Origin of the sequence: Rhodococcus sp. IEGM 1351, from assembly GCF_030056875.1 — a bacterium.
Classification (GTDB): domain Bacteria; phylum Actinomycetota; class Actinomycetes; order Mycobacteriales; family Mycobacteriaceae; genus Rhodococcus_F; species Rhodococcus_F opacus.
Genome location: NZ_JASHKU010000004.1, coordinates 31,806 through 44,287, shown reverse-complemented (window position 1 = coordinate 44,287; position 12,482 = coordinate 31,806). Strand labels below are relative to the sequence as shown.

Below are 12,482 nucleotides of genomic sequence, written 5' to 3'. Positions count from 1 at the left end.
TTGCTGTTGCGACCGCCGCTGTATCTGCTTCGAATTTCGCTGGTCACAACCCGAACGAAACTCGTCACAGTTGCTGAAGAGTGAATCACTTCGCAGCGGTGCGGACGAGGGGTGGACAGGAGGCAGCCAGCGCAACGTCCAAAAGTACACCCAAACTCAGTAGATGTCGAGTCGGGCACCCGAAACAGCACCCAGCCGGGCGCTTGGCCACGCGTCACTGCGCATGTTCACGCATCAGAGTGACGCGTGATCATCGCGGCGTCAAGAGTTAGGGGGCGTGTCGCGTCGTTTCGCGAGGCCCGGGTTGTTCCCGCCGCCCCTTCCCAGCCGCTGACGGGCGGTGAACAATATGCGCACGCGATCGCCGTCGATTTCGCGAGGGAAGCAGAGCCGTGACGCGCTGGAGTTCGTTCGTCGTCGCCCGTCCGAAGCTGGTCCTCGCCGCCACGGTGCTGCTGGTGCTGCTCGGTGGGGCGTGGGGATCGGGTGTGTTCGACCGGCTGAGCCTCGGCGGGTACACCGATCCGGGCAGCGAGTCCGCGGGCGTCGAGCGCCTGATCGAGGGGACGTTCGGACGGCAGACCCCCGATCTGGCGGTCACCTACCACGCACGTCCGGGTTCGACGATCGACGACCTCGGGCCCGAGGTGTCCGCGCACCTCGCTCAGATCGACCCCAGAATGCTCGCCAGCACTCCCCTGTCGTACTGGTCGGCGCCGCCGCAGGCGAAGGAGTTCCTGCGGTCCACCGACGGCACCGAGGGATTGGTGGTGCTGTCGCTGAGCGGCGACGAGAACACTCGGATCGCCGCGTATCACGATCTCGAACCCCTGCTGGTCATCGACGGCACGGATGCGGAGTTCAGCGGCTTCAGCGCGGCCGCCAACGCCTTCAACGAGGTGTCCGAGAGTGATCTACTGCGCGCCGAGGCGGTGTCGTTCCCGCTTCTGCTGCTCCTTCTGCTCGTCATCTTCGGCGGCCTCGTCGGCGCGGCCGTCCCGCTGTGCGTCGGCGGGCTCGCGATCCTCGGCGCCCTCGGCGCCCTGCGCGTGATCTCCTACTTCACCGAAGTCAGCGCATTCTCGGTGAACATCGCGAGCCTCGTCGGGCTCGGCATGTCCATCGACTACGGATTGTTCGTCGTGACCCGGTTCCGCGAGGAGCTGCGGTCGGGCGCCCACACCGACGACGCCGTCCGCCGGACGCTCGCCACGGCCGGCCGGACCGTGGGGTTCTCCGCCCTCCTCCTGGTGTGCGGCTTCGTGGGCATGCTCGTGTTCCCCCAGGCCATCGTCCGGTCGTTCGCCTACGGCGGGATGGCGGCCATCGGGATCGCCGCCGTGTTGTCGCTGTCGGCGCTGCCCGCGGCACTCGCGCTGCTCGGGCCTCGCATCAACTCGCTCACCTGGCGACCGGGTGTGGTCGAACGCGGCGAAGACCGGGCGCACCGGTTCTGGGGCGGCGTCGCCGCCCGGGTCATGCGGCGGCCCGTCCCGATCGCGACAGCCATCGTTGCGGGGCTGCTCGTGCTCGCCGCGCCCCTCGCAGGCGCATCCTTGGGCGATCTCGATCACACCGGACTGCCCGCGACTCACCCGCTCCGGCTAGCCGTCGACGATCTCGCCGCGGACTTCCCGCTCGCCAACAACGGGGCGACCCTGATCCTGCAGGGCAGCGACGGCAAGGCCCCGCCCCCGGCCGCCACGGCAGAGCTCTTCCGGGCGACGGCCGCGGTCGACGGCGTCCAGCGGGTCGTCCCGGTCGGCGCCACCGACACGTTCGTCGCCATCCGGGCCATCTTCGACGACGCCGACCGCACGACGGGGGCCATGGCGACGGCCGCCGCACTGCGCGACCTCCCGCCCCCGGATGGCACCGAGAAGATGCTGGGCGGGTTGAACGCCCTGACCGCCGACGGACTGGACGCGATGGCGGCGCGGCTGCCGTGGATGATCGGGATCATGGTGGCCGTCACCTTCGTGCTGATGCTGCTGGCGTTCCGGTCCGTGGTGCTGCCCCTGAAGGCGATCGCGATGGCCACCCTGAGCCTCGCCGCCTCGTTCGGCGTGCTCACGTGGATCTTCGACGACGGCCACGGTGCCGGATTCCTCGGCGTGACGCCGGGGCCGCTGCCCGCGACGATGGTCGTCCTCATCATCGCGGTGGTGTTCGGGCTCTCCACCGACTACGAGATCTTCCTGATGTCGCGAATGGTCGAGGCCCACGACAAGGGGGCATCGACCGAAGAGGCCGTGCGGATCGGCACGGCACATACGGGGCGCATCGTGACTGCTGCCGCCGCGTTGCTGATCGTCGTCACCGGCGCGTTCACGCTCTCGGAGCTGACGATGATGCGATTCATCGGACTCGGCATGATCGTCGCGCTGCTCATCGACGCCACCGTGATCCGCATGATGCTGGTGCCCGCCCTGGTGAAACTGATGGGTGAGGCCAATTGGTGGGCGCCGGGATTCCTGGCACGGAAGGCACCTACCCCCGGTTCACCCGAGAATCCGAAACCGACACCGCAGCAACAGATTCCCATCCAATCGTGAAGACGATCGGATGGGAATCGGTTCGCGTTGCCGGAGACGACAATCCGGCGAGCACCTGCGCAGCGTGCGCGGATCCCGTTCCGGCTCAATTCTTTCCGGGCGGCAGGATCAGCCCTCGCTGTCGGAGATGTCGGACAGCACCCACTTGCCGTCGATCTTCTCCATCTTGATCGACAACGGGGTCGCGGCACTGCCCTGAGCCACGGCGTCACCGGTGGCGCTGACGTTCATGTGCGCGAGCAGCTCGGCGCGGTCGCCGTCGAGCACCGTGACGCCGATGTCGGTGACCGAGGCCTGGGTGGCCGTCTTGGTCTGGATGGCGGCCTCCTTGGTGGTGTCGGCGGTCGAGTCGAATTCGTCACGCTTGGCGTCGTTGAGGTAGCCGCGCGCCTTCTCGAAGTCCTGATCGATCGTTTCGTAGCTGTACGTGTACAGCGTCTCGATCGCCTCGGTTCCCGCCTTGGTCACCTCGGCAGTGGCGCCTTCGTCGACCCAGGCGGTGTTCGTGATGTCTGCGCCGGGCTTGAACGCCGCGACGACCGCGAACACCCCGAGCACCACCGCCACGGCTCCGAGGATCCCGACGAGCTTCCAGGTGATCCTGCCGGACCCGTTGCCATCGGCCGCGGTCTCGGCGGCGGTGGGGGCCTGCTGCTTGCTGATGCGCGGTTGAAGGTTGGGCACCTTCGTCTTTCCCGCGGACGCGGTCTTCGCGGTCGACACCGACTTGGCCAGCGACACGGTCGCGTTTGTGTCGGAGGTCTTCGACGCCCCGTCGGACGCGGCGGAGGAGGCCGCGGCTGCTGCTGCGGTCGTTGCGGCCTCGGCCTTCGCCACCGGGGCCGACTTCTCGACCGGCTCTTGCTTCTTCGCCGGTTCCGGCTTCGTCACCGGCTCGCTCTTCGTCTTCGCCACAGGCTCCGTGGCCGGGGTTTCCGATCGGGGCGGCTTCGGCGTTGTCTGACGGGTCCCCGCCACGCGCGGACGCCTGCCCTTTGCAGCGCTGTCCGGCACGTTGTTTCGGCGCTTGGGGGGCATAGTTCACCACTTTCTCATTACACGACGAGCTGTCGTCGACGTGGACACCGCAGCGACACGCCGCCGCGGCACATCAGGACTACTGACCGCCGCTGTCGCCTTCGGGCACCTGTTCAGCCGGCGCCTGCTCGGCGGGAGCCGGTTCGGTGGGGGCCGGGGCGGGAGCCGCGCCGTCGGCGGGCACCGGACCGCTCTCGAGCGGAATACGCCCGCCCACCGGTTCGACCGACGAGGCCTTCCAGACCCCGTCCACGTCCTGGACGTCCATCCGCATCGTCACCTTGGCCTTGTCGAAGCGGTCGGGCCACGTGGTGGTGACTGCCACGACGACCAGCGCCTTCGCAGTGCCGTCGTCGGTGTTCAGTTCCGTGAGTGTGCCCTGGATCAGCTCGGCCTTGCTCGCCGCACCCGACTGACGCATCTGGTCGGTGAACCCGTCCATCGTCGCCTGGAGGTCCTGGTTCATCTTGTCGCCCGTGATCGACGACTTCATATTCTCGAACGATCCGTCGAGGTCTTTCGAATCGACCGAGTTGAGGTTGATCGCGGCCTGCTGGGCGCCCGTCAACGCGGAATCGCGTGCGTCGGCGATCGGCTTGTCCACGAAGAGAGCGCGCGCCCACCCGAAGCCAAACCATCCGGCTGCGACAACCGCGATCACCACCAGTGCGGTCACCGCAGCAAACGAGGCCTTCAGAGTTCTGTCCTTCCCCGGAGTCGATTGTCCCGACTCCGGGGGCGTGGTAATTCGCGTCACACCAATACCCTACTGATTGTTTTCTTCTACTCGCCCTCGGTCGGGACCGAATGCTACTTGGGAGTAACCCCGAGGAGCGGCGCGAGCTGCGTTGCGATGGGATTCAAGTTGAGAGTGTCAGGCATGACCTTCGGCTTGAAATCCCACGGCTGGATCGTGTCCGGATCGGCGAACACGATGCGGTCTGCACTTCGCACACCCGTCACGCTTCCCTGGGGAGCGTCGCAGTTGGCCTTCGTGTTGTACGGGAAGTCCTGCTGGGTGTCGTCGAAGTTCGGGTCCTGCCGCTTCATCTCGGCCAGGATTTCCTGTGTCCCTTCGTAACCGAGTGTGCACGACGGCGGATTGTTGGTTTCCAGGACGATGCCCTGATGCACCGTGCCGTCGCCGGGGGCCACCGTCGACGCGGACGCCGCGATGGCAGGCAGGAACATCAGGATCGGCCGCAGCGCGATCGCCTGCGGAGCCAGTTTGTCGCCGACAGCGGCGAGGTTCGTCAGGTCGGTGGTGAGACTCGGACCGATCTGGTTCACCAGCAGACCGACCTCGTCGCTCGCCGGAATTCCCTTGTCGATGATCGCGCGGAGATCGGGGTCGCTGGTCCGCAGCTGCGCCGCAACCGCGTCGAGGTCCGAACTGAACTGGGCGATCGCGGAGGACTGATCGGACTGCGTCGCCAGCACCGTCTGGCTGTCCCTGATGAGGGCCAGGGTCTGCGGGAGGACGTCGAGTCCGTCCTTCGTCAGCGTCGACAGCGAATCCGCGAGTGTCTGCAGATCCTCGCCCTTGCCGTTGAATGCCGTTCCCAGCTGGGTGACGACCGTGCGCAACGAGTCGACCGGAACCGACCGGACCAGACCGTCGGTGGCCATCAGCACCTGCTCGACCGGAACGGGTGTCGACGTGTCGGCCTCGGTGATCACCGAGCCCTGTTCGAGGAACGGCCCCTGGTCGCTGTCGGGCTGCAGGTCCACGTACTGCTCACCGATCGCGGATCGGTTGGCGACGACGGCCTTGGCCGACGCCGGGATGTCGGGCCCACCCGAGGAGATCTTCAACTCGACGTTGATTCCGTCCGCGGTCAGGGACAGCTCGCCGACCCGGCCGACGGGAACTCCGCGGTACGTGACCTCGGCGTTGGTGAAGATGCCGCCGGAGTCCTTGAACTGCGCGTTCACGTCGAATTCACCGAAACCGAGCAGGTTGTCGAGGCGGACGTATTTGGCGCCGACGTAGACCAGCCCGAGCATCGCCACGATGGCGAACGCGACGAGCTGGATCCTGACCAGTCGTGACCTCACTGTCCACCCCCGATTCCGAACTGCTCCAGCAGTCCCCCGAGCGGGTTCTGCGGCGACGGCGCTGCGCCGTCCGTCGTGCCGTTCTCTGCACCGTTGCCGGCCGCAGGCGCGGTTCCGGGGAGACCCGGGATCCGCAGACCCGTCGGGGCGGGGATGATCGGCGGAATCGGCAGCAGCGACACCGTCGGCCATCCCGGCTTCGGTCCGTTGCCGTTGTAGTACGGGTTCGAGGGATCGACGATCGGCTTGGGCTCACCGAACTTCGGCGGCACGTACACCGGGTCGCCCTGACCGACGCCGAGTGCGCTGAGCGCATCGCCGATCTGCAGGTCGACCGTGAGGAACAGGTTGACCGATCCGCCGAGCGCGATCTTCTCGACACCGTCCGGGAACGGGACGGTCGGGATGAACGCGAGCGAATTGGGCAGGTCGTCGCCGGACTCGGCGAGCGCCTTCAGCGTCGGCCGCAGTGCGAGGAGATCCGCGATCAGATCGTTCTTCGACCTGTTGATCACGTCCGTGCCGACGGTACCGAGCCGGTCCAGCTGCGTCAGCATCTGGGTGAGCTGCGGACGCTGCTCGTTGAGCACTTCGGCGGCGATCGGGAGCTGATCGAGGATCAGCCCGATCTTCTCGTTCTGTTCGTTCACCCGTGTGGTCAAGGTGTCGAGTCCGTCCAGGGCGCGGGTGATGTCGTCGCGCTGCTGGTTGAGACCGTCGATGAGCGTGTTCGCCTGCTCGAGAAGTCCGCGGACACGATCCTCACGCCCGTCGAGTGCGGTGGTCAGTTCGTGCACGATCGGCTGCAACTGGCCGACGCCGCCACCGTTGAGCAGCAGCGACAGCGCGCCGAGTACCTGCTCGATCTCGGTGGCGTGCCGGGTGCGATCGAGGGAGATCGTGTCGCCGTCCTCGAGCCGCGCGGGATCCTTGTCCTCCGGCGGTTCGGACAACTGGACGAACTTCTCGCCGAGCAGGTTCGTCTGCTCGATGGCGGCGACCGCGTTGGCCGCGAGATCGACGGACGAGTCGAGGACGACCTCCACATCCGCCGTCCAGCCGTCCGGCGCCACCTTGATCGTTTCGACCCGGCCCACCGGAACACCGTCGACCTTGACTGCGGACTGCGGGACGAGGTCGAGGACGTCGTCGAACTGGATCGTCAGGTGCATCGGGTGGTCACCGACATCCGGACCGCCCGGCAGCGGAACTCCGTAGATTCCCTCCGACGAGCATGACGTCACTGCAATGGCGACGGCGCACGCACCGGCGCCGAGGATTACCGACCGCTTCATTCGCCCTCACCACCCGTTGCACCTTCGAATCGCGGCGACACGACACCCGGCACCGTGCCGGGCGTGACCGTCCGCTGAATGTTGTCGGCACTCATGATCCCGAAGGGAAGCACGAGCGACGGCGTCTTCGCCGATTGCGTGATCTGCGACGTGATGTTGGCGCAGTTGTCGATCAGCGGCTGCATCTGACGCCCGAGTTGCTCGAACCGCGGATCGCCGGGAACCAGCTTGCCGAGGTCGATCAACTTGCACGCGACGCCGGCCGGATCCTGCAGATCCGGGAACGCCAGACGCGATGCCAGGTTGCCGGACTCCGCGTCGTAGGAGTTGGCCAGGTTGCTGATCGCCAGCGGAAGCAGGGTCAGCGAGTTGACGAGCGACTCGCGGTTGTCCGCGAGGGTCTGCGTCACCGGAACCAGATCGTCCACGTTCTCGGCGAGGATCTCCCGGTTGTCGGCCACGAACTTCGAGACGTCGCCGAGGGCGATCGCCAGCTGGTTGAGGGCGGCACCGAGGTTCTCCCGCTCCCCCGCAAGGAATCCGGACAAGTCGGAGAGCTGCGAATTGAAGTCGCGGACCTGCTGATCGTTGGCCGCCAGCGCACCCACGAACACCTGGAGGTTCTTGACGGTGTCGAACAGGTCGCCGCGTCTCTCGTTGAGCGTGCGGGCGGCGTCGGACAGCTGATTGATGCTCTGCCCCAGCGCCTCTCCGTTGCCGTCGAGGTTGGCCGCGCCGGTCTCGACGAACTGGGACAGCGCGCCTTCCTTGTTCGCCCCGTCCGGGCCCAGAGCGGTGGAGAGCTTCTCGATGCTCGCGTACAGCTCATCCACCTCGACAGGAGTGGCCGTGCGGTCACGCGAGATGACGGCACCGCTCTGCATCTTGTCGCCGCCCGTGTAGGCAGGCGCGAGCTGGATGTAGCGGTCGGACACCACGGACGGCGTGACCTGGGCTGCCTTCGCGTCGGCGGGGATGTCGACGCCACGATCGACGCGCATGTCGACCTTCACCTGGTCGCCCTGCGGTTCGACACCGTCGACTGATCCGACCTTCACACCGAGGATCCGCACGTCGGAACCCTCGTAGATGCCCACCGACTTGTCGAAGTACGCGGTGATCTGCGTGGTTCCTGCGCGGGTGAACAACCACCACAGGGCCCCGGCGATCACGAGCGCGACGATGACGATTCCCGCGATGAGGGCGACCCCGCCGCGTCCGCCGCGCTCGGCGCCGTTCTCGACGTCTGCCATCAGTTACCCCCCAACGTGCGGACGGGATCGCGCGGACCGGGAATGTCGGGCAGACCCGGCGGCAGGAGGTTCACCACGACCTGGTCGAACCAGCGACCGTTACCGACCACGTTCGTGTACAGGCGGACGAACGGCTCGTACAGTTTCATCGCCTTGTCCAGGTTCTCGTTGTTGGCCTTGAGGATCTCGACGACACCGTCGAGCTGTTCGAGCGCGGGACCGATGGCGGCCTCGTTGTCGCGCACGAGTCCGGTCAACTGCTGCGACAGCCGCTGAGTTCCGGTGAGCAGCTGAGAGATCGACTGCTGACGGCTGTTGAGCTCACCGAGCAGCAGACCGGCGTCGCTGATCAACCGGTTGAATTCGGCGTTGCGGTCGGCGAGGACCTTGGTGGTCTTGCCGGTCGCGTCGAACAACTTCTGCAGTTCCTGATCGCGGCTGGCGATGGTCTGCGACAGCCTGCTCACACCGTCCAGGGAGGCTCGGATCTCCGTGGGAGTTCCCTCGAAAGCCTGCGACAGCGTCACCATGCTCTGTGCGAGCTGATCGGAGTCGATGTCACCCACCGTCTGTGCGGCGGCCGAGAACGCTTCGATCACGTCGTACGGAGACGTGGTGCGGTCCAACGGGATCACGTCGCTCGGATTCAGGGTGTCCGAACCACGGGGGTCGAGGGCCAGGTACTTCTGACCCAGGATCGTCTTGATCTGGATGGACGCCGACGTCTCGTTGCCGACCCACGCGTCCGACACCTTGAAGGCGACGTCCACATGGTCCCCGTCGAGCTCGACGGACGTGACCTTGCCGACCTTGACGCCGGCGATCCGGACCTCGTTGGAGGGCTTGAGCCCTGCCGCCTCGGTGAATTCGGCGTGATAGGTCGATCCGGCGCCGATGAACGGCAGCGAATCGAGGAAGAAAGCCGACAGGGTGGCCAACAGCACCACGAGAATGCCGAGGGCACCAGCCACTGCCGGGCTGCGACGTCTGCTCATCGTGTCTGCAACTCCTGTAGGCCGTCCTGCGTGCACCGTTTCGCCGAGTTGGTATAGAGCGGCTGGTTGACGGTGGGCAAGCCCGTGGGCAGGTTCAGTTGGGGCGCGGTACCTGGTCCTGCGACGATGTCGACTCCACAGAGGTAGAACTGGAACCAGGATCCGTAACTGGCTGCCCGGCCGAGCTTCTCGAGCTTTACCGGAAGCGTCTGGAGAACGCTGTTGACCGTGTCGGAGTTACGGTTCAACGTCGTCGCCAGCGTGTTCAGTGACGTGATGGATTCCTGGATGGACGGTCGGGTGGGTTCGAGCAGGTCGGCCGTCGCGTCGGTCAGTCCCGCGAGGGACGTCACCGCCGAACCGACCGTTCCCCGCTCGTTCGCCAGGCCCGTGACGAGTTGCTGGGTGTTGACGATCAGCGAATCGAGTTGATCGTCACGCTGATTCACCGTGGCCAGCACGTCGTTGAGGTTGTTGATCACCGCACCGATCACCCGATCCTTGTCGGCGACGGTGTTGGTGAGGCTTGCCGTGTTCTCGACCAGTTCCGTGATGGTTCCCGACTCGCCCTGGAACACCTGGATGATCTGGTAGGACAACTTGTTCACGTCGTCGGCACTGAGGGTCTGGAACAGCGGACGGAACCCGTCGAACAGCGTGGTGAGGTTGACGGCAGGCTTCGTCCGCTCCATCGGAATGGTGTCGCCGCCGCTCATCTTCATTCCCTGCTGCCCCTCGCCCTGTTCGAGCGCGATGTAGCGCTGCCCCACGAGGTTCCGGAAGCGGATGGTCGCGGTGGTGCTGGCGGGCAGCCAGTCCCGTTCCGACACCGTGAACTGAACCTCGGCTTCGCGGTCGTCGTGGATCGCGATCTTCTCGACCTGACCCACACGCACACCGGCGATGCGGACCTCGTCGCCCTCGTTGAGCGAGGTGACGTCCGAGAAGATCGCGTTGAACTTGGTGCCACCGCCGCCACCGAGGTTGGCGATGGTGGCGGCCAGCAAACCGGTCGCGAGGATGGTGACCACGGCGAACACGATCAGCTTGACCAATGGTGCGGCCAGGCCCCTCACTTGAAGCTCACCTCAGTCCCCCTCATGGTCGGCGCGCCGACGAGTGTCGTCCAGCTCGGCACGTCCTCCGGCGCCATGCCCCCGGCCTCGCCGTAGACGACGTCCAACGTGTCCTGCTCCATCTTCGAACCCGCGTAACTTGCGGGCGTGACCTCGGCTCCGTACCCCGGGACCTGATCGGGGACTCCGGCGGGCGCCGGGAGGAAGTCGATGGTCGACGGGCCGGGATTCCGCGAAGGCACCTGGTAGGCACCGTCGTTGTAGGACGACCCGCCCGGGTACTGCGGGAACTTCCCACCCGGAGCGGTGACGTTGTCGTAGCAAGCCGGTCCGCGGTTGTCGAGCAGCCGCGGCTCGTCCTGGTTGGGCACGTAGCGACCCTTCGGATTGACGAACTGCACGCTGGCACGCACACCCGGGTACGGATCGTCCGGTGCCAGCAGTTCACGGGCGACGGGAGCGGACTTGGCGAAGCCCGCGAACGTGCAGCCGAAACTCGGCGAGTAACGGCCGAGGATCTGCAGTGCCTCACGCGAATCGGCGGCGATACTGACGATCGATTCGGCGTTGGTCTGCAGGAGATCCGCGGTGCTGGACGCGGTTCCGGTCAGCGACGCGAGCAACGTGGAGATCTCGCCCTGCTTCTCCACCACGGTATTTCCGGTGGTACGGAGATTGTCGAGGGCGTTGACCAGGTCGGGCGCCGCCTCGGAGTACGTCTGCGAGAAATCTGCCAGACCGCGCAGATCCTCCTGGATGGCAGGAAGTTCCGTGTTCAGCCCGCCGAAGATCTCCTCGAGACGGTCGAGCGTCAGTCCGAGTTCGGCACCGCGCCCGCTCAGTCCCTGGGACAGCGCGCCGAGCGTGTTCGCCAGGTCCTGCGGCGGAATCGCCTGCAGCAGCGGCAGCAGACCGTCCAGAACCTCGCCGACCTCGACGGCGTTGCCACTCTTGTCCTGACGCAGCGTGTCGCCGGCCTGGATCGGCGGAGCGGTGTCGCCCTCGGGAACGATCAGCGACACATAGCGCTCACCGAACAGCGTCTTGGGCAGCAACCGCGCCGTCGCGTTGGACGGAATCAGCTGCGCCTTGTCGGGCTGGATCGCAAGATCCAGGGTGACCTCGCCCTCATGGGAGGACGCCGAGCGCACCTCGCCGACGATGAGGCCACGGACCTTCACGTCCGCATTGGGCGGCAGGGCATTTCCGGCGGTGTCCGTGAGCAGGTCGATCTTGACGACCTTGGTGAACGTCTTGTTGAACATGCCGATCGTGAAGACCAGGAACAACGCGAGGACGAGGAAGAACACCAGCCCCAGCACCCGTCGGCCCACAACAGATGTCGTGTTGCTCATCCGGCCACCCTCACTGTGGTCGTCGTGCCCCAGATGGCGAGGCTCAGGAAGAAGTCGAGAACGGCGATGGTGACGATCGCGGTGCGGACCGCCCGACCCACGGCCACACCCACACCGGCGGGACCACCCGACGCGTGATAGCCGTAGTAGCAATGGATCAGGATCAGCACGAACGCGAAGATCAGCACTTTCGCGAACGAATACAGGACGTCCTGCGGTGGCAGGAACAAGTTGAAGTAGTGGTCGTAGGACCCGGTCGACTGGCCGTTGAACACGGTACTGATGACGCGGGAGGCCAGATAGGCCGCGAGCAGACCGACGATGTACAGCGGGATGACGGCGACGAATCCCGCGATCATGCGGGTGGTGACAAGGAACGGCACACTCGGTACCGCCATGACCTCCAGCGCGTCGATCTCCTCCGAGATGCGCATGGCGCCGAGCTGCGCGGTGAAACCACAACCGACGGTGGCCGAGAGCGCGAGTGCCGCAACGATCGGCGCGATCTCACGGGTGTTGACGTACGCGGACAGGAAGCCGGTGAGGACCGAGCTGCCCAGCTGTTCGAGCGCGGCGAAACCCTGCAGTCCGACGACGACGCCGGTGAAGCCGGACATCATCGCGATGACGCCGATGGTGCCGCCGATGACGGCGAGCGCGCCGCTGCCGAATGTGACCTCGGCGAGCAGCCGGAGCACTTCCTTGCGGTAGTGCACGAGAGTGTGGGGCGACCAGGCGATTGCCCTGGCGTAGAACGACATCTGCTCGCCGGCCCGGTCGAGCACGTTGAGCGGCGCACGACCGACTCGGCGTGCCGCCATCAGCGTCCGGTCACCGCGTCCCTTGGCGATTGTCAT

The 12,482-nt window shown here is 66.2% G+C and carries 10 protein-coding genes; 1 reads left to right on the top strand and 9 read right to left on the bottom strand.

Going from position 1 to position 12,482, the window contains the following annotated elements:
* The first annotated feature begins 392 nt into the window (after positions 1 to 392).
* Positions 393 to 2,555: an MMPL family transporter gene (locus QM806_RS08215; RefSeq protein ID WP_182624632.1), complete on the top strand. Its 2,163-nt coding sequence runs from the start codon at positions 393 to 395 to the stop codon at positions 2,553 to 2,555.
* 108 nt (positions 2,556 to 2,663) lie between these two features.
* On the opposite strand, the gene QM806_RS08210 is transcribed toward QM806_RS08215, so the two are convergent.
* The 9 genes from QM806_RS08210 to QM806_RS08170 form a co-directional block, all read right to left on the bottom strand.
* Positions 2,664 to 3,593, bottom strand: a complete 930-nt coding sequence (locus QM806_RS08210; RefSeq protein ID WP_043793821.1) for a hypothetical protein — start codon at positions 3,591 to 3,593, stop codon at positions 2,664 to 2,666.
* Between the two features lie 79 nt (positions 3,594 to 3,672).
* Positions 3,673 to 4,269, bottom strand: coding sequence for a hypothetical protein (locus QM806_RS08205; RefSeq protein WP_005574377.1), 597 nt, complete (start codon positions 4,267 to 4,269; stop codon positions 3,673 to 3,675).
* 134 nt (positions 4,270 to 4,403) lie between these two features.
* Positions 4,404 to 5,651: an MCE family protein gene (locus QM806_RS08200; protein ID WP_005258243.1), complete on the bottom strand. Its 1,248-nt coding sequence runs from the start codon at positions 5,649 to 5,651 to the stop codon at positions 4,404 to 4,406.
* The gene (locus QM806_RS08195) at positions 5,648 to 6,946 is read right to left on the bottom strand and encodes an MCE family protein (protein WP_005564075.1); all 1,299 of its coding nucleotides are present in this window, start codon (positions 6,944 to 6,946) and stop codon (positions 5,648 to 5,650) included. Before QM806_RS08195 ends, QM806_RS08200 begins: the two co-directional genes overlap by 4 nt.
* Entirely contained in the window at positions 6,943 to 8,199 is a 1,257-nt protein-coding gene (locus QM806_RS08190; protein ID WP_283291017.1) for an MCE family protein, read from the bottom strand. Before QM806_RS08190 ends, QM806_RS08195 begins: the two co-directional genes overlap by 4 nt.
* Positions 8,199 to 9,194, bottom strand: coding sequence for an MCE family protein (locus QM806_RS08185; protein ID WP_005564073.1), 996 nt, complete (start codon positions 9,192 to 9,194; stop codon positions 8,199 to 8,201). Before QM806_RS08185 ends, QM806_RS08190 begins: the two co-directional genes overlap by 1 nt.
* Positions 9,191 to 10,270 (bottom strand): MCE family protein, encoded by a 1,080-nt coding sequence (locus tag QM806_RS08180; RefSeq protein WP_005258253.1) that lies wholly within the window; start codon positions 10,268 to 10,270, stop codon positions 9,191 to 9,193. The genes QM806_RS08185 and QM806_RS08180 overlap by 4 nt, the downstream gene beginning before the upstream one ends.
* On the bottom strand, positions 10,267 to 11,625 hold the full coding sequence (locus tag QM806_RS08175) for an MCE family protein (protein ID WP_037204233.1): 1,359 nt from the start codon (positions 11,623 to 11,625) through the stop codon (positions 10,267 to 10,269). Before QM806_RS08175 ends, QM806_RS08180 begins: the two co-directional genes overlap by 4 nt.
* On the bottom strand, positions 11,622 to 12,482 hold the full coding sequence (locus tag QM806_RS08170; RefSeq protein ID WP_005258256.1) for an MlaE family ABC transporter permease: 861 nt from the start codon (positions 12,480 to 12,482) through the stop codon (positions 11,622 to 11,624). The genes QM806_RS08175 and QM806_RS08170 overlap by 4 nt, the downstream gene beginning before the upstream one ends.